At 38.6% G+C, this 20,629-nt stretch carries 21 protein-coding genes and 1 pseudogene; 5 read left to right on the top strand and 17 right to left on the bottom strand.

The window, feature by feature from the left end; translation table 11 throughout:
- Positions 1-242 precede the first annotated feature (242 nt).
- The 8 genes and pseudogenes from ACFSTH_RS15725 to rlmD all read right to left on the bottom strand — a co-directional run.
- A pseudogene (locus ACFSTH_RS15725) lies at positions 243-431 on the bottom strand (transposase); the annotation flags it as partial.
- Between the two features lie 118 nt (positions 432-549).
- Positions 550-1,602, bottom strand: a complete 1,053-nt coding sequence (gene darG, locus ACFSTH_RS15730) for a type II toxin-antitoxin system antitoxin DNA ADP-ribosyl glycohydrolase DarG (RefSeq protein ID WP_377769837.1) — start codon at positions 1,600-1,602, stop codon at positions 550-552.
- Positions 1,603-1,928: 326 nt separating this feature from the next.
- Entirely contained in the window at positions 1,929-2,504 is a 576-nt protein-coding gene (locus tag ACFSTH_RS15735; RefSeq protein ID WP_377769838.1) for a DarT ssDNA thymidine ADP-ribosyltransferase family protein, read from the bottom strand.
- 180 nt (positions 2,505-2,684) lie between these two features.
- Complete coding sequence (locus ACFSTH_RS15740) at positions 2,685-2,864, bottom strand: hypothetical protein (protein WP_377769839.1); 180 nt, start codon at positions 2,862-2,864, stop codon at positions 2,685-2,687.
- A 481-nt stretch (positions 2,865-3,345) separates the two neighbouring features.
- Complete coding sequence (locus ACFSTH_RS15745; RefSeq protein WP_377769840.1) at positions 3,346-4,221, bottom strand: Shedu anti-phage system protein SduA domain-containing protein; 876 nt, start codon at positions 4,219-4,221, stop codon at positions 3,346-3,348.
- A 209-nt stretch (positions 4,222-4,430) separates the two neighbouring features.
- Complete coding sequence (locus ACFSTH_RS15750; RefSeq protein ID WP_377769841.1) at positions 4,431-5,177, bottom strand: peptide arginase family protein; 747 nt, start codon at positions 5,175-5,177, stop codon at positions 4,431-4,433.
- A gap of 752 nt (positions 5,178-5,929) precedes the next feature.
- Entirely contained in the window at positions 5,930-6,196 is a 267-nt protein-coding gene (locus tag ACFSTH_RS15755; RefSeq protein WP_377769842.1) for a hypothetical protein, read from the bottom strand.
- Between the two features lie 230 nt (positions 6,197-6,426).
- Entirely contained in the window at positions 6,427-7,824 is a 1,398-nt protein-coding gene (gene rlmD / locus ACFSTH_RS15760; protein WP_377769937.1) for a 23S rRNA (uracil(1939)-C(5))-methyltransferase RlmD, read from the bottom strand.
- A 296-nt stretch (positions 7,825-8,120) separates the two neighbouring features.
- Here rlmD and ACFSTH_RS15765 point away from each other — a divergent pair, with 296 nt between their 5' ends.
- Both ACFSTH_RS15765 and ACFSTH_RS15770 read left to right on the top strand, forming a co-directional pair.
- Positions 8,121-9,098 carry a tRNA dihydrouridine synthase gene (locus tag ACFSTH_RS15765; RefSeq protein ID WP_377769843.1) on the top strand — a complete coding sequence of 326 codons (978 nt, stop codon included), beginning with the start codon at positions 8,121-8,123 and terminating at the stop codon, positions 9,096-9,098.
- Between the two features lie 588 nt (positions 9,099-9,686).
- Positions 9,687-10,466 carry an exodeoxyribonuclease III gene (locus ACFSTH_RS15770; protein ID WP_377769845.1) on the top strand — a complete coding sequence of 260 codons (780 nt, stop codon included), beginning with the start codon at positions 9,687-9,689 and terminating at the stop codon, positions 10,464-10,466.
- A gap of 286 nt (positions 10,467-10,752) precedes the next feature.
- Here the strand turns inward: ACFSTH_RS15770 and ACFSTH_RS15775 are convergent, their stop codons facing one another.
- The gene (locus ACFSTH_RS15775; protein ID WP_377769846.1) at positions 10,753-10,992 is read right to left on the bottom strand and encodes a hypothetical protein; all 240 of its coding nucleotides are present in this window, start codon (positions 10,990-10,992) and stop codon (positions 10,753-10,755) included.
- 29 nt (positions 10,993-11,021) lie between these two features.
- On the opposite strand from ACFSTH_RS15775, the gene ACFSTH_RS15780 reads away from it, so the two are divergent.
- Positions 11,022-11,126 carry an IS3 family transposase gene (locus ACFSTH_RS15780; RefSeq protein WP_377769938.1) on the top strand — a complete coding sequence of 35 codons (105 nt, stop codon included), beginning with the start codon at positions 11,022-11,024 and terminating at the stop codon, positions 11,124-11,126.
- 184 nt (positions 11,127-11,310) lie between these two features.
- On the opposite strand, the gene ligD is transcribed toward ACFSTH_RS15780, so the two are convergent.
- From ligD to ACFSTH_RS15805, 5 genes are all read right to left on the bottom strand, one after another.
- On the bottom strand, positions 11,311-13,746 hold the full coding sequence (gene ligD / locus ACFSTH_RS15785; RefSeq protein WP_377769847.1) for a DNA ligase D: 2,436 nt from the start codon (positions 13,744-13,746) through the stop codon (positions 11,311-11,313).
- Between the two features lie 450 nt (positions 13,747-14,196).
- Entirely contained in the window at positions 14,197-14,451 is a 255-nt protein-coding gene (locus ACFSTH_RS15790; RefSeq protein ID WP_377769848.1) for a hypothetical protein, read from the bottom strand.
- Positions 14,452-14,506: 55 nt separating this feature from the next.
- A complete protein-coding gene (locus tag ACFSTH_RS15795) occupies positions 14,507-14,845 on the bottom strand; it encodes a heavy metal-binding domain-containing protein (protein ID WP_377769939.1) in 339 nt (112 codons plus the stop codon).
- Between the two features lie 399 nt (positions 14,846-15,244).
- On the bottom strand, positions 15,245-15,448 hold the full coding sequence (locus ACFSTH_RS15800; protein WP_377769849.1) for a CbrC family protein: 204 nt from the start codon (positions 15,446-15,448) through the stop codon (positions 15,245-15,247).
- Positions 15,381-15,764: a CbrC family protein gene (locus ACFSTH_RS15805; protein WP_377769850.1), complete on the bottom strand. Its 384-nt coding sequence runs from the start codon at positions 15,762-15,764 to the stop codon at positions 15,381-15,383. The genes ACFSTH_RS15800 and ACFSTH_RS15805 overlap by 68 nt, the downstream gene beginning before the upstream one ends.
- 165 nt (positions 15,765-15,929) lie before the next feature.
- On the opposite strand from ACFSTH_RS15805, the gene ACFSTH_RS15810 reads away from it, so the two are divergent.
- A complete protein-coding gene (locus tag ACFSTH_RS15810; protein WP_377769851.1) occupies positions 15,930-16,304 on the top strand; it encodes an S-Ena type endospore appendage in 375 nt (124 codons plus the stop codon).
- Positions 16,305-16,490: 186 nt separating this feature from the next.
- Positions 16,491-16,865 (top strand): S-Ena type endospore appendage, encoded by a 375-nt coding sequence (locus ACFSTH_RS15815; RefSeq protein ID WP_377769852.1) that lies wholly within the window; start codon positions 16,491-16,493, stop codon positions 16,863-16,865.
- Positions 16,866-17,484: 619 nt separating this feature from the next.
- Here the strand turns inward: ACFSTH_RS15815 and groL are convergent.
- From groL to tatC, 3 genes are all read right to left on the bottom strand, one after another.
- Positions 17,485-19,113: a chaperonin GroEL gene (groL, locus tag ACFSTH_RS15820; RefSeq protein WP_377769853.1), complete on the bottom strand. Its 1,629-nt coding sequence runs from the start codon at positions 19,111-19,113 to the stop codon at positions 17,485-17,487.
- Positions 19,114-19,167: 54 nt separating this feature from the next.
- The gene (groES, locus tag ACFSTH_RS15825; protein WP_377769854.1) at positions 19,168-19,449 is read right to left on the bottom strand and encodes a co-chaperone GroES; all 282 of its coding nucleotides are present in this window, start codon (positions 19,447-19,449) and stop codon (positions 19,168-19,170) included.
- A gap of 254 nt (positions 19,450-19,703) precedes the next feature.
- Positions 19,704-20,582, bottom strand: a complete 879-nt coding sequence (gene tatC / locus ACFSTH_RS15830) for a twin-arginine translocase subunit TatC (RefSeq protein ID WP_377769855.1) — start codon at positions 20,580-20,582, stop codon at positions 19,704-19,706.
- Between the last annotated feature and the right edge of the window lie 47 nt (positions 20,583-20,629).

The following is a 20,629-nucleotide window of genomic DNA, read 5'->3' on the forward strand; positions in this document are numbered from 1 at the left end:
ACTTTTCACCTAACGAATACCGAAGAGCTGCGTAACGAAAAGAACCTCAGCTCTGTTAAAACGAGCCGAGGTATCTAACCTAACTATTTTTGTTTTTTACACTGTCCACTTGACAGGGAGCACTTCACAGCACTTAGGCTATTTTATCTTTAAGGAAGGTAAATGCGGTCCTGTTAAATTACGTCCTAACCAACACCGCCACACACTCCACATGTGCCGACTGCCCATTATTGACAAATAGTGATCAGCGCTGCTTGCTTTAGAGTGTCGTTCTCCATCTTAAGTTGCTGAATTTCTTTTCGTAGTGCGATAAGTTCGTTTTCTTCTGGGGATCGATTATCCTTTTCTTTGAAAGAACCTGTAGTTTGCGCTTGTTTAATCCATCTATCTAATGCTGATGACGTAAGCTCATATTCTCTCACAATTGACGCTCTACGCAGAATCGAACTGCGGACTGATCGCTGCCAGCGATATGCGCTACCACGGATGGTCATTTACACACCCATAAAAATTTACAATGTAAGAGCAAGACTTCATTCACTCTCAATATTACATATTTGAAAAAGTAAAATAAGGGCTACTAATTAGATGTGAATAAACACTTTTAATATCCGCCTCTTTATATAGAGTTCTGTTCTGAGTCTCCCAGTTCATAACATTTTTTATTATAGTATTTAAATCATGTGTTTTTCTCGCTTCCCATACCACCTTCGAGTACAACTCAAGCCCAGCTTCACTTCGATACCCCTCAATACTTTGAATCACATTATCTATACTGGCACTGCACATCGGACTATTGTCTTGATTTAAGTAATTTTTAAACTCATCTTCAATAACTCTAATTACGGATGTTTTATTAGGCTGGCTATAGGCTATTAAGTAATGGTTATTCAGTTTGGATAAAACTAGGTTTAGCCCCTCAGAAATTAATCCGTTTGAGTATGGAGTGAAGTTCAAATTTAGTGTGTGACCCGTTGTTTGCAAGATGAATGCTAGATTGTGAATTTCATTTACAGAAATAGTAAATGTTTCTTTTGTATATGCCAATAAAAGACTCAACAAATCCTTTCTACCTTCTGTTAATTTAGGCTTAGTTTCTATAGTAAAAAGGTCAGTATTAGAATACAAATCAACCTTACTTTCAACAATGTTTGAAGGCTCATATACTTTAACTTCAACGTTCTCTAGATAGTTAAGTGAATTCACAATTAAAGGCTTTACATCATTCCAATCTAGACCTCCATTGCCGCACCCTAAAGGCGGTAATGCAATTGATTTGATGTTCATTCTATTAATTTCTTTGACTAATGCATTTAGTCCAAGCTCTATATCCTCAATTTTCGACCGCGCCTTCCAATGTCGTTTGGTCGGAAAGTTAACTACATATTGAATCCCAAGTAAATTCCCCGTGGAAACAGTTTGCATTATCCCTGGCTTTAATTCTTTATTATCGCACATTATTTTATATTCTTTAAATACGTTCGGGTATCTTTTTTTCACATGTAGTGCAATTCCTTTTCCCATCACCCCAACACAATTCACTGTATTAACAATAGCTTCTGCATCAGTATCAAATAAGTTACCTTTCACAAATTTAATCACATCTACACTTCCTATCTTCTAAACGCAATTATAAAAGTTAGTCTCATCGTAACAAACATCTATGAACCATATGCCTACACAAGTTAAAACCATGTTTAGTTATCAGTATACACAATCGTGAAATAGAATGCTAAAGACTTTACTTTTATTTCAAAAAGGTCCATTTACCATTAATATGAACCTTTTTGAAATAAACTAAATGCACCCGTTTTTATGTAAGGGAATTACTTTCACCATTAGCACATTGTTTTTATAATTTGCGCGGTATAATCCATCACTGTCCTTAAAATTCTCAACAGCTTTCCTTACAAAAATTCAATGTTACATCAATCCAAGAACATTTTTGAATTAACATTTATCTTAAAGGGGATTTCTTCGTAATGAGCAAGAGACAATTCTTTTATACGCTCTTCATGCTCTGTACTTTTTACGTAGATGCTGTGAAAATCATCCGAACTAACAGCTAAAGACGAAACACACTCTGCCATACATACATTTTTGCATGTAGCATCACCGTAGTCTCTTTTATCCATTGTAACCCAATCAATCAGTTCAAAACCATCATCATAGGCGTACATTTCAAATTCTTCCATAGAAATTGGATGTTGGGGGATGATTAGGAAATCATTATCTTTTGCATAACTTCTTTTCAAACAGATGTAAATAAACTCATCATCAGGATTATCTATTTGCACCCTACCGTCGAAAGGATTTTTTGAAAAAAAATGGAACGGAACATAGTTTGTAATATCATGCTCTTCTCTAAACTCAATAATTTCTGCATCAGCAATATCCACAAAACCATCTAGTTGATTTCTAGGTAACAATCCATTTTGAAGAATTGATTCGAAATTTTGAATGCTTGTAAGATGATAAATTAGTTTTTGATCTCGAATTCCCATGTTCTAAATCAGCTCCTATTGATAGTAATATATCTGCAATTAAACTTAAAGACCTATTATCATTGTATCTCAAGGACTATAAAATAAATGTCGAATTAGCTCGAAAATAAAAAATGTTCAGTTAAATATGTCGAGGTTCCTGCGAAAAGTAGGAACTTTGTTGTTTTAGTTCTGTATACCTTACTCAAGCACCTTATCCGCATCCACCTGATTCCCAACCTCAACGCCCATCATCCCGATGAACTGGCTAATCCTCAATTTGAAGTGAACCTTGATCTCTCCCCAGAAAACATCGACCCTGCCGATGATCGTGCCGAGCATCATTTTCTTCTGCGGGATGGAAACTTTGTTGAACACCATGCGTTAGCTCGGATTGTGCTGCGGAGATGCCTCTGATCCATTCACTCAATCAGATCGCTCCCCCAAATAATATAAAGTCCGAACAGTGGAATGTTCGGACTTTATCAGGTAAATGCGGCTTCTATTCAATAGTTCTTGTTAACGACGCACAACACTCCACATGTGACGAGTACACAGTGACGAGTCTGTCCGACGGAGTGAAATTTGCGAATATTCATACGAGATCGACTATTTTATACAGGGAAAATGCCGGAATTATTAATCATTATGGATAAATATGCGTTTAAAATGGTTCGTCGGACAGACTCATAGATATTCTGTCCCGGATGTTCCGTAAAACGTTCCCGCGATTCCCGCTGTTCCCCTCTTTTAACGCCTTAGCGGAAAGAGTGTCGCGGTGCTTGCTTCGCAAGAACCGCGACATCGAGGGAAATGGTGGGAATCGACGTGTTATGGGATGATTTCACCAGATATTATGTTTTTATCTATAAGTACTATATCCTTCATCTAGATTAGAAACATAATCACACACTCTATCGTAATTAATTATATTTAAATTCGTTGATTCACTAATTATTCTATTTTTTCGATCTCTATCATTTGTCTCCATTTGATTTCTTCTGCTAATCACTAAACAATAGTGAATCCTTGTAATAGGAACATTTATGCCTTTTTCAGTAAATTTATGCTCATTAAAAAATGTTGTATTATTTGATTCCATCCACTCTTTCCATTGATTAATCTGACCTAAGCCAGAATTAGCCGATGCTGATAATTTATAACCATCAGTTAAAACAAATGTTGACGCCGGTGATTCGAATTCAACAAGGATTAAGCTGTATCCATCAGAGTTTCTACCACATAAAACATAATCTGCTTGCATGCTACTTCCTAACTTCATTTCTGGAAAGAGATAAGTCTCTTTGTGACCAAAATTATACTCTTTAAATATTGAAGCCGGGATAAACCACTTTCTATTTTTCTTAATGTAATCTTGAATATCATGCTCATTTTTCGCAGAATTAATGACCTTCCTTAGTGCATTTACTTCTAAATCTACAGATGTTTTATCTCTATGATAATGCCATACAACATTATTGGGAAATTTAGAATTGAAGTTATAAATAAACTTCCTCATCTCATCATCAAACTTTTCAATTGGATCGGAAGCTTTGGAAAAATCAATTTGTCCCTGACTCCAGAATTCATTATATTCTTTAATAGCTGCTGCGTATTTTCCTGTTGGTTTAGTATAATCAACTTCGTATAAGTTCATATAATTCCTCCATATATTGATTTTATCAATTATATCTTTATTTGCTTTGGTGAACTTGTCCCATAACGTTCTTGTATTCACGACGTCCTACCACCTTAAGCCCAAAGGGCGGCCGCGATGCGGTTAGGTGGTGGGATGTGTCCGGCTGAATCTACTTCTCTGCTACTGAAATGCCTCTTCGAATCCACTTTTAACTTCTGCCGGACCGAGGGCCGAATGGCCCGATGCGTGAATATGGTGTTATAGGATGTCAGCGCCTTCTTCGAATTACTTACATAATTAATCCTTCTTCAAATTTCAACTATGTAGTCCCGTATTACATCCAACATAAAGTCCGCTGATTTGGGAGTATATCCAGGTGATTGACAAAAAACTATATAATCGAATTTTTCTTTAGCTTGGAAGTCTTTCCATGGTGTTAATTTATATGGAATCTCCTTATCTAATTTTGTAGGAAGAATTGTTCCATCAATAATCCTATCGTAGTACATTCCCATTTTTATATCTTGGGGATATGCCTTGAACTGAAACATTTTTTCTTTGTCAGAAAAGTTTTTTAAATGTGCTCTTATAATGTCATTATCCCAAGATTCATGTAGTACAAAATCGATATCATTGATCCATCCGCATGCTAATGCATACGATAAATAATTCCCCATATACACTTTCTTTGTATCAAGATTACTTCTTCTATTATCGATCGGATGATTATTCAATTGTCCCATTATGTAAGTATAGCCACTATCTCCTAAACCAGTATCTGAATGGGCATCTATATGTGTTATTTTAAAAGGAGTTTTCAATGTATTGGAATTAATGAGTTCATCCCAGAAGAAAAATGCCTCGTGATGATTTACTACAACTCTTCCTTGTATTGGTTTCTCTCTACATAATAAGCATCTGTCCTCAAGAAACTTCCTGAATTCCTGTTCACTCCATGGATTGAAATCGTCACTATCTAAACGATCATCTCCATTTATCCAATGAGCAATATGGTCCAAGAAAAAGTCCATATCGATGTCTAAGATATTTTTCACTATATTGTCTCCTTCATTTTTTGGGGTTATGTTTGCGCTGATTTCCTATAACGTCTTATTCACGAACTTCGAAAATGACGATATATGTAGGGAATTCGCGAAACTTTCGAGCTTTCCAGCTTGGTAGTTAGCCTGTCGCTCTTGAACCCCCACTAGAAATTCGTGTACATACAGCGGCGCCATTTTATCGCATTAAACTATTACAATCCTACTAAGAATCATAGCTCAATCCCGTCACAAATTCCAGAAATTATTCCAAATTTCTACATGAAAAAGCCCCCCCCCGCAAGTAACAAGAGTCTCGTTTTTATTAGTCCTTTATGCCTCAAACAATCACCTTATCCGCCTCCAGCTGATTCCAACATCCACGCCCATCGTACCGATGAACAGGCTGACCCGCTGCTTAAAGTGATTCTTGATCCCGTCCTTTCGAACCTATATCCCACCAATAATCGTGCGGATCATCATTTTCTGCTGTTGAATTGAAGCTTGATTAAACACATTGCGCCATATTTCTTACATTCCGCAAATATCCCTAATACGGCTGCGTATCCAATCAATTGTGCTTATCTCTTTAGAAAGCACAGTTGAGTTATACACATTATAATTGAACAAAGCTATAAAGAAGACCATCCCAAGCAAGCTAAACTGATCGTTGAAAATAATCTCGTTCCCCGTTACAAGCCCCTCGTTTATGAGAAGTCCTTTCATAGATACAATAGCAGTCCCTAATCCCGATAGGTACAAAAAAATTAAATTAATCGCTCTGAACCAACTGCTAAAATTAGTATTCTTGAAAAGTTTTTATAAACTAGATGTACTACCGCCGTTATCGCAAACGACAAAAAAGAACCAACTAAACACCCATAAAATAGATTTCTAAAAGGATGCTGCAAACTACCACTAAAAAAGGGCTCTACCACCTTCATTCCTAACCAAAAGCTAAACATATATAACAAGAAAAAAGTAAAGATTAAGTAGAAAAACCTACCAAAAGATTTATAAATCCAATCGAACAATATAGAATCTCCCCTTTTAAGATAGTACGATTCTAAAGCGTGTACTTTTCAAATATCTTCCATTAATCCTGATTCTGAAGAGCAGAATGAAAAGGCTCAAGCATCGTCTGCTTGAGCATCTTGTATCAATAAATAGGTAAATGCGGCTCGAAATACTATTTCCTCACAAGCGACACACAGCACTCCACATGACTCGTCTCTGGTTCTTTTCACACTTTTGAGTTAATACGTTACAACTCTTTTCTTACCATCAATATTACCAACTCCACATGCACCGTATGCGGAAATAAATCCACCGGTTGCACGGTTTGCAGTTCATAGCCAAAAGGTACTAGTTCGGCTACGTCCGTTGCGAATGTGTCGGGATTGCAGGATACGTAGACGATCCGCTTTGGTTTGGAGCGACCGATGCGGCGCATGACTTTTCCGCCGGCTCCGCTGCGAGGTGGGTCAATTAGTAGCATGTCGGCGAATCCGAATTGTTCATGTATTTCATCTAACCCCCTGCGTGCATCACGGGCAAGAAATGTTGTGTTATGGAGGTCATTGTCGATCGCATTTCGTTTGGCTGATGCAATGGATGATTCGACGATTTCGATTCCTGCTAATTCATTCACTTGTGCGGCGAATGGTAAGGAGAACGTACCGACACCACAGAAGAGGTCGATCATTTTCTCGTCTTGCTGGGGTTTCCCCATTTCTAGCGCAAGGTCTACGAGTTTTTGTGCTTGTACAGGGTTAGTTTGGAAAAAGGTATCAAACCACAAACGATAGCCATAGCCTGCCATTTCGTCATAGATGAAATCACGACCAGCTAGTAGATGAGTATCTTCGGATTGTGTCCGGTCTGCCCAGTCTGTGTTGACTAGCCAGAGTAGACTTTTGACGTTAGGAAATTTGTTTGTTATTCGCTCAACTAGGTTTTGAACTGCTGCCGTTAATTCGCCATTCGGCGTTTGGGTAGCAAATAGAGCTAGCATCATCTCACCAGTCGCAAACGATTCCCGTACCATCAAATGACGAAGTAATCCGGCGTGTAAGTCTTTGTCGTATCCTTTAAGACCGAATTCTTTTACCCATGCACCAACTTCCAACATGCCATCGACCATATTTTTTCCAGCAATGAGACAGGTTTCGAGCGGAATGATTTTTCGGAAGTTTCCTTGTTCATGCATGCCAAGATCTCCGTCAGGTGAAAAGGTAAATTCCATTTTGTTACGATAATGCCAAGGCTCGTCCATTCCGATCGTATCTAGTACGAGGTCAGCGTTTAACCCTTCTCGTTTCAAGGCATTTTTCACGTATTCTGTTTTGTATTTTAGTTGACCTTCGTACGTCCAATGTTGCCATACGCAACCTCCACAAAGTTTGAAATGAGGACATGATACTTCCGTCCGTTCGTCGCTCGCCGTCAAAATTTCTTCTGGCATTACTTTTCTTCGTTTCTTAGTTGGGTCGTCGACTATAACTTGTACCGACTCGCCTATGAGCGTCTGTGGTATTGTCAGCGTAAGCTTTTTGGGGTTGAAGCCTTTATCACTTTCACGCCAAACGATAGCTTTTCCGTTTCCTTTTTCATCTAAATGATCAATTTCCACATGAAATGTTTTCTCTTTTATAAGGTTCAAATTATTCAAGTTATTCAAGTAAGAATTCCCCTTTCAACTACTCGTTCATTGACTTAACGATGAATTTAACCGTCAATTCTGACCAGACTATCGAAACTTAACATACCTGCTATTATAACGAATATGAAGCAAATTGAACATGTACTACATATAACTTATCCAACATCTGATGTGATTCCGCTACTACTTAGCTAATTGATTCTATGCATGATGCGAATTTATTGATACTATGTATGATGGGTAAGATAGTTATAGTAACCAGATCATTATGATATGTTGCAAATAAAGGAGAAGTTATGAGTAACGAACAAAACTTTTGGCTGGATTTACCGAAGCCATTTTTTATATTAGCACCGATGGAAGATGTGACGGATGTTGTTTTTCGTCATGTCATTAGTAGAGCTGCGAAGCCGGATGTATTTTTCACTGAATTTACAAGTACAGAGTTGTATTGTCATCCTACCGAAAAAAATAATACACGTGGTCGGTTAACGTTCACAGCAGATGAACAACCGATTGTCGCCCATATTTGGGGAAATAAGCCGGAATTATTTGAACAGATGAGTATAGATATGAAAAAACTAGGGTTTCGCGGTATTGATTTGAATATGGGCTGTCCAGCGCCAAGCGTTTCGTCAGGTGGAAAAGGAGCCGGATTAATTAGGCAGCCTGAACTTGCAGCAGCGATTATTGAAGCAACCAAAGCAGGTGGTTTACCGGTTAGTGTCAAAACTAGGTTAGGTTATAGTAGAGTGGATGAATGGCGGGCTTGGTTAACTCATTTGCTAAAACAAGATATTGCCAATCTCTCGATTCACCTTCGTACCAAAAAAGAGATGAGTAAAGTTGCCGCTCACTGGGAACTGATTCCGGAAATTAAACAATTACGTGATGAGATTGCGCCACATACGTTGTTAACGATTAATGGAGATATTGCTGACCGGACAGCAGGTTTAAAGTTAGCGGATCAATACGGCGTTGATGGCGTGATGATTGGCCGTGGCATCTTCACCAATCCGTTTGCCTTTGAACATGAACCACGTGAACATAGTGCGAAGGAATTCCTTCAGTTACTACTTCTGCAACTTGATCTTCATGATCAATATTCAACAGAAACCGAACTGCGCTTATTCAAACCATTGCTTCGTTTTTTCAAAATCTATACGCAAGGATTTAGCGGTGCAGACGAGCTGAAAAATCAATTAATGCATACAACTACTACTGATGAAGCACGCCGTTTGGTTATTCCTTGGTTAGATAAAGAGTTAGAATGAGTTATAACATGGGCGTCATTAAAAAGGCTTTTCACTAAGTTCCAATCGAACTTGTGAGAAGCCTATATTTCTGTTATATCCTATTTGCACAATCATGAATCAAGATGTGTTAAAAACTATCTTTTGAACTCGCTCCTTCTCTTTCCATTCAACAAACTCCTCCTTCGTAAGTCCGAACAAAATAAAATCCAAATATTGTCCATTAAGTCCCCTTCCCAATCTTCCGTTGAATAGCACGTAATCTAATTTCTTCATCTTGCAATAGTAACCTCTATCATCTATTTTTCTCATTTGCTTGTCTATAACTATAGTTGGAAACTAAGATTGTAGTATAACGATTCTGCTGAGTTGCCAATAGTAACAAACAGACGAACAACATCATACTTTGAGGACAATATAGCTCCTCCTCACAAACTTTTTATAAGTCCATTGTAAATGTTCTCTGCACATAATTCTTTAGCAAAAAGTACGGAAAAGATAGCGAAAAGTGTTTTTTCGGAGTCCTTTTACAACTATGCTATAATTGACTTGTAGCAAGTAATGATAGACACAAGATTGAGTATTATATCCAAAGAAAATGAGTGAACGATGATGAATGCAACTTTAAAATTTGTATCTTGGAATGTTAACGGTCTGAGAGCTTGTGTAAAAAAAGGATTTTTGGACTATTTCCAAACAGTCGATGCCGACTTCTTTTGCCTGCAAGAAACGAAACTGCAAGCCGGACAGATTATGCTAGAATTAGGCGATCAATACGAGCAGTATTGGAATTATGCCGAGAAGAAAGGTTATTCGGGTACTGCTATATTTACGAAGCATAAACCGTTTTCGGTCTGGTACGGGTTAGAGGAAAATACCGAGTCCGAAGGCAGAACGATTACATTGGAATATGACTCATTTTATTTAGTAAATGTATATACGCCTAACGCCCGTCGCGACCTGTCTCGTCTAGATCTACGGTTGCAATGGGAAGAGCGCTTCCTGAACTATTTGACGCAGTTGAACGACAAAAAAACAGTAATTGTATGCGGTGACTTGAACGTAGCTCATCAGGAAATCGATATCAAAAACGCCAAGTCCAATATAGGAAATTCCGGCTTTACGTACGAAGAACGTGCTTGCATGACTCGGCTGCAAAAGAGTGGATTCATCGATACATTCCGGTACCTATATCCTGACAGAATCGATGCTTACACATGGTGGTCTTATATGAACAAAGTGCGGGAACGCAATATCGGCTGGCGCATCGACTATTTCCTTACTTCAACGACGCTCGCGTCCAAGATAGCCGATAGCAGAATCGACACTACTATAATGGGGAGTGATCATTGTCCCATCCTATTAGAAATGAAAGATTTGCTAGCCTAGTAACAAGTTTATACCCATAACTCTAAAGAGATGATCGGTTTTGCTCCATCGTAAAATAGAATCTACGGACACCCTCATTATATAAAAAATGCTACAGGTTACATAATGCTATTTTTTAATAACGTTATGTAACCTAAAGTTTTTTTCAAAGCTATTAATACGAAAAAAACTAACCATTTCCATTCACTCTGTCTGTTTAGCAATTCCATCAATCTCCTCCATACTCAGCTTATCCTCCATATATTCCGCAATCCTTTTCGTAAGCAATTTATTTTCAAACATAGCTTTAGAACATATGCATCAGATTTATCTCCCCATCTTCTTCATACTTTAGAAAGCTATTTATACTATAAGATTGCGCTTTTAATATCAATTCTTGATTTTCAGTTAATACTACCTTGTCACCATCAAAGTATAGAAATGCATCCTCATCTGCTAAATAATTTTTATCGTCCGTAAAAGTTGCTGTAGTGTCACTCGTTGCTCCTATCAAATTCTTTAAGACTAATAGTTTGTCTTCATACATAGATAGTTCTTGTTTTAACAATAATCAACATATTAGTTTATGCGCATTGGTTTAATAATCATCGTATTTATGGAACATTAGGTTATGTAACACCTGCGCAGTATTGTTTTCAAATCCCTAAAAAATTGTTTTAATTTTAGTTTTTAGTATTGCCATACCATTCTGAATCTCTCGAAAGGTATTTTAACCCAACTCAATGTTTTCATATCGAAATTACCCCAAAAAAAGGCGCCAATATCTCGAAACCTCCCTACATTAGGACAGAGTCTTATTAACCTGTGCTGAACGTATCCTTAACGGATGTATCTGTATCGCCGATTAATTATTTTGAAAAAAATCTTTCCAAGGATCGTTTCCACCTATTCTCAAAAGCGCATCTGCCATACTGACGCCGTCGGGATCAACTATATCAAGTTCATCCCATGCGATAGGCATAGACACCTTGGCTCCTTTTCTCGCTCTTATGGAATAGGGAGCGATACTTGTAGCACCTCTGCCGTTTCGAATCCAGTCGATAAATATCTTGTCAGCACGTTTGGCCTTTCTGACATTGCTTGTGTAGCGGTCAGGCCACTTGTGCTCCATCACTTCGGCAACGCGCTTTGCAAAATCATGAAACGTATCCCAGGTCATAGACGGTTTTATTGGAACAACCACATGGTATCCTTTGCCGCCGCTAGTCTTGAGATAGGAGTCCAGCGATAGTTCAGCAAGAATGCTTTTCATATCCCTCGCCCCCTGGCGCACCCTGCTCAGATCCATTCCTTCATCCGGGTCGAGATCAAAAACCATGATATCAGGTTTTTCAAGCTCGTCGACGCGGCTTCCCCAAATATGAAATTCCAGCGTACCCATTTGCGCTTCGGATATAAGCCCGGATAAGTTCTCGATATAGAAGTAATCTTCCGTTTTTCCGCTGCTGGTAGTAATAGGTATCGTGACAACATTACTACTCTCCGGACCCGGATGCTTTTTATAGAAGCAGGTCTGTGATATTCCTCTGGGACAGCGTACAGCAGTGAGGATTCTGCGCCTCACATAGGGCAGCATGTATTCCGAAACCTTTGCATAATACCGGATCACGTCTTCCTTTGTAATTTCAGGTTCGTCAAACAACACCTTGTCCGGGTTTGTAATTTTGATTCCTGCGATTATAATGCTATTTGCATTTGTTATCATTGATCTCTCCACCTCGATAGCGGAGGATTCCGGTTGTAGTTCATCCTCTGCTTTTTCCTTTTTTATCTCCCTGGGATCTTTATCTGTCCTCAAGCCTTTGAAGCTTGCTTGCCTTAATAAATTATCTTTGGTCCATTCGGCAAATTTGATTTCCGCCACCAGTTCAGGTTCAAGCCATGTAAGCTTTTCCTTCGGTCTAAGTCTGGCTTTTGGCGCGACTTTGAAAGGCGGATCCTGTCTCTTTATGTTCTCAAATTTTTCCTCAAGCGTATTCATGTCAGCCTCGCTCATTCCAGTGCCTGCTCTTCCGGCATAGACTAATTCCTCACCTTCGTAGACACCAAGTAGAAGCGAGCTTATCCCGCTCGTTTTTTTATCTGATTGGGAATATCCTCCGATAACGAATTCCTGTCTTTTGTCACATTTCAGCTTGATCCAGTCGCCGCTCCTTGTTCCGCTATAAAAGGAATCGAACTTTTTGCCTATTATCCCTTCCATATCGGCCTCACAGGCGGCAGCAAAACTTTCTTTGCCGTTCCCACTGACATGGCGGCTGTAGTAAAGGTTGCTCGGGGCATTTTCCATCAAAGTCTCCAGCATTTCTTTTCTGTCAATCAGACGACGCCCACGAAAATCCACACCATCCAACGCAAGGAGATCAAAGATGATGTAAGTAAGATTATGGGCTTGTGGATTTTTCAAATAGTTTTGCAGAGCTTGAAAATCCGTCTTTCCTGATTCATCCGTGATTGCCATTTCGCCGTCCAAAACCATTGCCCTTCCAGCAGCAAGGTCAATAAGGGATGAGGCTACGCTATGGAACCTGTTCGCATAGTCATTACCGTTTCTTGTTATTAGCCGGACACTGTTGCCCTCCACAAACGCAACGATTCTATACCCGTCGTATTTCAACTCGTATAACCAATCCGCATCCTTTGGAATCACATTAACTAATTTGGCAAGCTGCACATTGACCCTGCTGAAAGGGTTCCTTATGATTTTTTCCTCTTCTCCCGCTTCAATCTCCGCCATAGTGCGCCCGGTTCTGATACTTGTACTAAATGCTGATATCCCTTCATCTATTTTGACATGCTCATCTTTTTCCTTCAGCAAAAGCCAGTTATCCTGCTTTTCGCCGGCTTTCGCTTTTAACCGGACCAACACCCACTTTCCCTTAAGCCGTCTTCCTCTCAAAATAAACTTCAGCTCGCCTTTACGAAGTCCCTGCTCCACATTTTCATATGGTTCCCAGTAGCCTTCATCCCAAAGCATGACCACTCCGCCACCGTATTCCCCTTTGGGAATCGTCCCTTCGAAGTTCCTGTATTCCAGCGGATGGTCCTCTACCATTATGGCGAGTCTCTTGTCATGAATATTATAGGATGGCCCCTTGGGTACTGCCCAGCTCAAAAGCACTCCCTCCCATTCCAAACGTAAATCGTAGTGTTCTCTTCTGGCCATATGGTGCTGGACGACAAATCTCAGACCTTCATTCGAAGCTTCTGTTCTTCCTTTTGGCTCCAACGTTCTTTCAAAATTCCTTTTTTGGTTGTAATCGCTTAGTTTCCCAGTCATAATATCACGCCGTTTCCTTGTCCTTTTTCGCTTTCTCGACGCTGGCTTTCAGAGCCTCCATGAGGTGAAACCTCAAAGGGTTATTATTTCCAACTAAATGATTCGTATTCGGATACTGGAACGCTATTGTTGAGATCACAAAAAGAAACAGAGCAAAGCGACTATTTCGCCTTACTCTGTTCCAAAAGGGATATTCTTCCTGCTCATTACAATAATCAACAAACTCACCTAGTAGCGTTAGATAATTTCTAATATTCTTCTCTGTAGTATTCTAAAACCGAGGGGTAGGTGGGCAAGTTGTGGGCACATGATACTTGATATCAAAAACCGCATGGCTATTTTTTTGTATCCGTCCATACTTTTCACCTCACCTTTAGTATGGACAACGAAGAATAAGGCTAAAAGCGTATACCAACTAAAGACGGTGGAATTGAACCACGCATTTGAAAATTAAACTTTAATCCCAAATCCTAACCATCTTCCATCTATATCTTCAATTACAAATTCTTTGTTATTGTAATCCGTATTATCTAATGAACGGACTATTTTTACATTAGAGTTAATTAACTCTTCTTGGAGTTCCTCTTGATTTTTTGTTATAAAATAAGCGTCATACCCATATCCATAAAGTTCTCTATTGGGAATTACATTTTGTCCATTAGTCTTTGTTAAGATAATTTCATTCCCATATCTCTTAACAACCAATAGACTCCTCTTTCAGTTCACATTAGAACCGATAAGGAGCCTGTTGTAGTATATTCTATATAGACGATCCAGAGGACTTGTCGAAAGAGACGTTTACTGCTGTACCAGTAACGTTACATATTAGCATACTATGCATTGTATCAATATCGAATCTGATCCCAACGATTCCATTCGCTCCTTTACTATAAGCCATCACTTGCATATCTCTTAATGCTAATGCTCTCGCTCTCGCCAGAAGGTTTTGATACGATTCACTTCTACCACCAACTACATCTCTGACGGAAGCGAGCATATCTCTCACAATATTTGCACCCATAACAGCATCACCATAAACGATACCATAATACTTACTAATCTCTGCTCCTTTAAATTCATCAGTTGAAGTTACAACGATAGTGGACGTAAAATCTTCTTCGTTATCGTCACTTCTAAAATCTCCCTCATTATCAATATCAAAATCACCTTCAAGCTCCTGATATTCCTCCAAGAAAAAAACTTCTCTACCACAATGCTTACAGATCAAACTACTCTTATTAATTTGCTTATGACACCATGGACAATCTACCATTGTGAGCCTCCCAACATCCACATAAATTTAATCTGACATTAGTAGCCTATTCCAATCAGCTTCAATAACGATTCAAGTGTATCTTTACTGTATGAACTATACCTTTTCAATGAGTATACTACACAGTAGGGAAATTGTCTTAATTTTAGTATAAATATACAAAAATCACACTATTATCTGCCTTGAGAACAATGTTTCCGTCGAGTTGGCTGTTATCAATCACAATCAATCTGCATCGACCCATATATGATATTTTTGGCAATGCAGACATTGGAATAAATAGCCCGCTAGCGAACCAGCCTTAACCAAGTATTCTCTTATATCGGCGTACTCGTCACGCTCCTCATATTTTGTGATCACTTCATCCGCGGGCGCCCATCTCTTCCAGTTCCGCTGTCCCCACATCCCCAAGATATGCGCAAAAATCATCGCAACAAGCTAGCCAATACTCGCCTTGCCAGCTTATATATCCAGGAGTCCTTTCGAATAATTCTTTATGCTTCTCTGGATTTGAAACCTTATCTATTTCCGCACCTTGAATAAAATCACCGTCAAGTTTTGCTACTGCTGCCCCGCTGGCAATGCAGGATAGACAAAGACAATTGATATCTTCTTGGCAATACATGGTCGGATAGTATAGGGATACAGTTTTTCCACAACAATCACAAACACTCTCCCCCTCCTCCAATACACCAATTTTCCTTATATTAGGACTATACTTAAAATGGATTTGATCATCGTTCATGGTTTATCCTCCTGCTCTACTGTGTCTTCTATTAGATCAATATTTATGACATCATAACCTACTAAACAATAAAATTGTGCGAATCTCTTAGTATATATATCAAAGTCAGTTTGCGAAGGAAGAGAATATTATACTAGCATCTCAAATAAAAGGAGTTGAAATTCTATGAGTAAAGAAAAAGGACATTGTCGTCCCTCTGATGTTATTGCTGTTGCAGATATTTGCGATCACAAAAGAGTACTGAAAGAAATCAAAGTATGTATTCCAATTGATCAACCTTGTGATGGATCGACACAAACATTGTTTCAATCACTATCTCGACAAAACCCGGATGCCATTGTTGTCGTTAACAATGATTCCGATTGTACGATGACTGTATTTATTGAAGGAGTTCGCGGTGGTCAAGGGGGCAATGCTCCTCTTGCGGCTTCTGTTACAGGATTATCTCAAATCACTGTCTCATGTAGCGGTCCTACTTCCCCTGGAGGTAGATGTTCTGGAACGATTGATCTGGACTTGACTTTTGTAGCTCAACTTTAATAGTGAATAATGAAAGGTTATCAATCTGCTAAAAGTGACTTTCAAAAGGATCAAATGGCACATTCACGTTAAACTATTAACTACAAGCAATAAAATTGTGCGAATCTCTTAGTATATTTATCAAAGTCAGTTTGCGAAGGAAGAGAATATTATACTAGCATCTCAAATAAAAGGAGTCGAAATTCTATGAGTAAAGAAAAAGAACATTGTCGTCCCTCTAATGTTATTGCTGTTGCAGATATTTGCGATCACAAAAAAGTACTAAAAGAAGTAAAAGTATGTATTCCAATTGATCAACCTTGTGATGGAACAACACAAACATTGTTTCAATCACTATCTCGACAAAACCCGGATGCCATTGTTGTCGTTAACAATGATTCCGATTGTACGATGACTGTATTTATTGAAGGAGTTAGCGGTGGACAAGGGGGCAATGCTCCTCTTGCGGCTTCAGTTACAGGATTATCTCAAATCACTGTTACATGTAGCGGTCCTACTTCCCCTGGAGGTAGATGTTCTGGAACGATTGATCTAGACCTGACTTATGTAGCTAAATTTTAATTTTAATTAAGGAAATAATCTGAAGAACTATCCTTTAAGATTCTAAAATGAAAGCGGGGCGGAAAATGGATCATTTTTCGTTCTGCTTTTTTGTATGTAAGCCGACTGTGCAAACCCACTTTCATATTGCCTCGCATACGTTTGAACAAGCTTATCGACTTAAGTTTGATGAAATGGTTGAAAGCCTGATTAGGAGATGTCTGATTATATCGTGCTTTTGTATGCGCGGCATCTACAAAGATAGCTCTACTTTTATATAATATTTTTCTCAATATCAATTTCTACGTGGCGTTTTTTTGTAATTGTAAGATTTTTTCAATGTAAGATACCAATGGCTCTAATGGACTACCAACCATAACATTGGTTTCTTTATAAACATTCCTGACAGCATCAACCATTGATAATTGAGTTACAGAAATGGTTTAAAAAGTAATTTATAGTCACTGGATCAACAACACAAAAAACCACTCCCTAATAAAATTATTAAGAAGTGGTCATTGCTTGATTTATTATTTGTAACTGTGATTGCTTCTTAAATCGAAGTAAAACTAACTTTAATTTAAGGAGCTCAAAGGCTCTGATGCAGCAAAGCTGACAGACTCGAAAGGCTGGTCAGTCCTTACATCATGCCGCCCATTCCACCCATGCCGCCCATATCAGGCATTGCAGGTGCGTTTGGTTCTGGTTTGTCAGCTACAACTGCTTCTGTTGTCAGGAACATAGCTGCAACAGATGCTGCGTTTTGTAGTGCGGAACGAGTAACTTTGGCAGGGTCAACGATACCTGCTTCGATCATGTCAACGAATTTACCAGTAGCAGCGTTAAAGCCGATACCGATTGCTTCTTTTTTCAGGCGATCTACGATAACAGATCCTTCTTCACCAGCGTTAGCAGCAATTGTGCGAACTGGCTCTTCTAGGGAACGTAGTACGATGTTAACGCCTGTTTGCTCGTCGCCTTCTGCTTCTACTGCACTTACAGCAGCAAATACGTTGATTAGAGCAGTACCACCACCGGATACGATACCTTCTTCAACAGCAGCACGAGTGGAGTTCAGAGCATCTTCAATACGAAGTTTACGCTCTTTCAATTCTGTTTCTGTAGCTGCTCCAACTTTAATAACTGCTACACCGCCAGCTAATTTAGCTAGACGCTCTTGTAGTTTTTCACGGTCAAAGTCAGAAGTTGTTTCTTCTAGTTGTGCGCGAATTTGGTTGACACGTGCATTAATGTCATCTTTATTTCCGCTACCATCAACGATGATTGTGTTTTCTTTTGTGATGTGGATTTGACGAGCAGAACCTAGCTGTGTAATATCAGTAGATTTCAAATCTAGTCCTAGTTCTTCTGTAATAACTTGTCCACCTGTTAATGCAGCAATGTCTTGTAGCATCGCTTTGCGACGATCACCAAAACCTGGAGCTTTAACAGCAACACACGTAAATGTTCCACGCAATTTGTTCACAACAAGCGTTGCTTGCGCTTCGCCTTCTACGTCTTCTGCAATAATAAGTAGTTGTTTGCCAGATTGTACAACTTTCTCTAGCACCGGTAAAATTTCTTGTATGTTAGTGATCTTTTTATCAGTGATCAAAATATATGGATTGTCTAGGACAGCTTCCATTTTATCTGTATCAGTAATCATATATGGTGAGATGTAGCCACGGTCGAATTGCATACCTTCTACTACTTCCATTTCTGTTTCAAAGCCTTTTGACTCTTCTACAGTAATAACGCCGTCATTTCCTACTTTTTCCATAGCTTCTGCGATCAAGTTACCAACTTCATCATCACCTGATGAAATAGAAGCAACTTGTGCGATCGATTGACGACCTTCGATTGGTTTAGAGATAATTTTTAGTTCTGCTACTGCAGCACGAACAGCTTTCTCGATACCTTTACGAATAATCATTGGGTTTGCACCAGCAGTTACGTTTTTTAGACCTTCACGGATCATTGCTTGTGCTAGAACTGTTGCTGTCGTAGTACCGTCACCAGCAACGTCGTTCGTTTTTGTAGCAACTTCTTTTACTAGCTGAGCACCCATATTTTCAAATGCATCTTCTAGTTCAATTTCTTTAGCGATAGAAACACCGTCATTAGTAATTAACGGGCTACCAAATTTTTTCTCTAGTACAACGTTACGACCTTTTGGTCCTAGTGTTACTTTTACTGCATTTGTTAGTGTTTCCACTCCACGTAGCATCGCTTGACGAGCATCTTCGCTGAATCTAATATCCTTTGCCATGAATCAAATACCTCCTAATTTTTATTATCTTACTCTAGTATTGTAAAGTCGGTATTATCCGAAAATAGCGTGAATGTCGCTTTCTTTCATAATCAAGTACTCTTTTCCTTCGTACTTGAGTTCAGTGCCCGCATATTTGGAGAATAGAACGCGGTCGCCTTCTTTTACTTCCAATGCAACACGTACACCATCCTTTAGCGTACCGCTGCCTACGGCTACAACTATGCCCTCTTGCGGCTTTTCCTTGGCTGTATCTGGTAATACAATACCGCTAGCCGTCGTCTCCTCTTTTGCAACTGGTTCGATAAGTACGCGTTCACCCAAAGGTTTAATCATTGAAAATAGCCTCCTTTTAATATATAGCTGTTTTTTTTCATTTTATTAGCACTCGTAGTCATCAAGTGCTAACAACCAACTTTATAATACTCATTTTTACGAAAAATTTCAAGTGCTTCTTGCATTTTTTCTATATTTTTTCGCATTTTTTTGTAATTAATTAGAAATATAAGCCTAATCGTATAAATTTTCTTCTTAATTTAACAAAAAAGATTTGATGTCAATGCATCAAATCTTTTTTCCACATAACTATTTTATAATTTATCTTCTGAATAGAACTCATCTTCCCATTGTTGATCAGCCCGCAATTGTTTTCGATAGATCATCGCAGAAAGCCATACACTTATTTCATATAACCCAATTAACGGTAAAGCAACAAGTATATCTGTTATAAAGTCTGGTGGAGTAATAACTACTCCGATAAAAATCATTAAGAAATAAGCAAAACGGCGCATTTTCCGTAGCCGAACAGGATTAACAATTCGAATAGCAGTTAAAAACATAATAATTAACGGTAATTCAAATAATAAGGCAATCGGAAGAATGATGTTAAACATAAATGTGAAAAATTGAGCAATACCAAACGTTTCTTGTAAATGTAATTGTCCTGATATCATGCGTGTAAATTGAAAAGCTAGTGGAAATACAACAAAATAAGAGAATGCTAACCCTATAAGAAACATAATTAAAGCAAGTGGTATATACTTTAAGGTTGACCGTTGTTCATGCTTTTTCAGTGCTGGTTTTACAAACGCCCACAACTGATACAATGTAAATGGCAATGCAATAATGGCTGCAATAATAATCGCAAACTTCATATATATTCCAATACCATCCCAAAGAGAAAAGGTATGCAAGGAAATAAGATTCGCTGGATGCTGCGTAATGATAAAGTCATACAATGGTTTAGCAAAGATAAAACCGATCACGATACCAATTACTACTATAATTAATATGTAAAAAATCCGACGTCTAAGTTCATCTAAGTGGTCAAGCAAAGCCAAAAAATTACCTTCTAGGAGATGATCGTCTTGTTCTTCCTCGTCATGATCGTCGAAGTTATCATTCAAAGGTTGTTTATTGGTTGCACGTTCGCCAGTTTTAAACTGCTCTTTGTTGTTCGAATTCTTCATGTATGACTACCCACCTCTTTATTCCAAATATCCGTATACTCAAGAAA

Source organism: Paenibacillus yanchengensis, assembly GCF_042684845.1.
GTDB lineage: Bacteria > Bacillota > Bacilli > Paenibacillales > Paenibacillaceae > Pristimantibacillus > Pristimantibacillus yanchengensis.

Excerpts from the sequence above, each read along its gene's own strand:
- groES (WP_377769854.1), bottom strand. The coding sequence starts at position 19,449 with ATGATTAAACCTTTGGGTGAACGCGTACTTATCGAACCAGTTGCAAAA.
- ACFSTH_RS15805 (WP_377769850.1), bottom strand. The coding sequence starts at position 15,764 with ATGAACGATGATCAAATCCATTTTAAGTATAGTCCTAATATAAGGAAA.
- ACFSTH_RS15800 (WP_377769849.1), bottom strand. The coding sequence starts at position 15,448 with ATGATTTTTGCGCATATCTTGGGGATGTGGGGACAGCGGAACTGGAAG.
- ACFSTH_RS15810 (WP_377769851.1), top strand. The coding sequence starts at position 15,930 with ATGAGTAAAGAAAAAGGACATTGTCGTCCCTCTGATGTTATTGCTGTT.
- groL (WP_377769853.1), bottom strand. The coding sequence starts at position 19,113 with ATGGCAAAGGATATTAGATTCAGCGAAGATGCTCGTCAAGCGATGCTA.
- ACFSTH_RS15765 (WP_377769843.1), top strand. The coding sequence starts at position 8,121 with ATGAGTAACGAACAAAACTTTTGGCTGGATTTACCGAAGCCATTTTTT.
- ACFSTH_RS15735 (WP_377769838.1), bottom strand. The coding sequence starts at position 2,504 with ATGGGAATTCGAGATCAAAAACTAATTTATCATCTTACAAGCATTCAA.
- ligD (WP_377769847.1), bottom strand. The coding sequence starts at position 13,746 with ATGACTGGGAAACTAAGCGATTACAACCAAAAAAGGAATTTTGAAAGA.
- ACFSTH_RS15815 (WP_377769852.1), top strand. The coding sequence starts at position 16,491 with ATGAGTAAAGAAAAAGAACATTGTCGTCCCTCTAATGTTATTGCTGTT.
- ACFSTH_RS15740 (WP_377769839.1), bottom strand. The coding sequence starts at position 2,864 with ATGGTGTTCAACAAAGTTTCCATCCCGCAGAAGAAAATGATGCTCGGC.
- ACFSTH_RS15775 (WP_377769846.1), bottom strand. The coding sequence starts at position 10,992 with ATGTATGAAGACAAACTATTAGTCTTAAAGAATTTGATAGGAGCAACG.
- ACFSTH_RS15770 (WP_377769845.1), top strand. The coding sequence starts at position 9,687 with ATGATGAATGCAACTTTAAAATTTGTATCTTGGAATGTTAACGGTCTG.
- tatC (WP_377769855.1), bottom strand. The coding sequence starts at position 20,582 with ATGAAGAATTCGAACAACAAAGAGCAGTTTAAAACTGGCGAACGTGCA.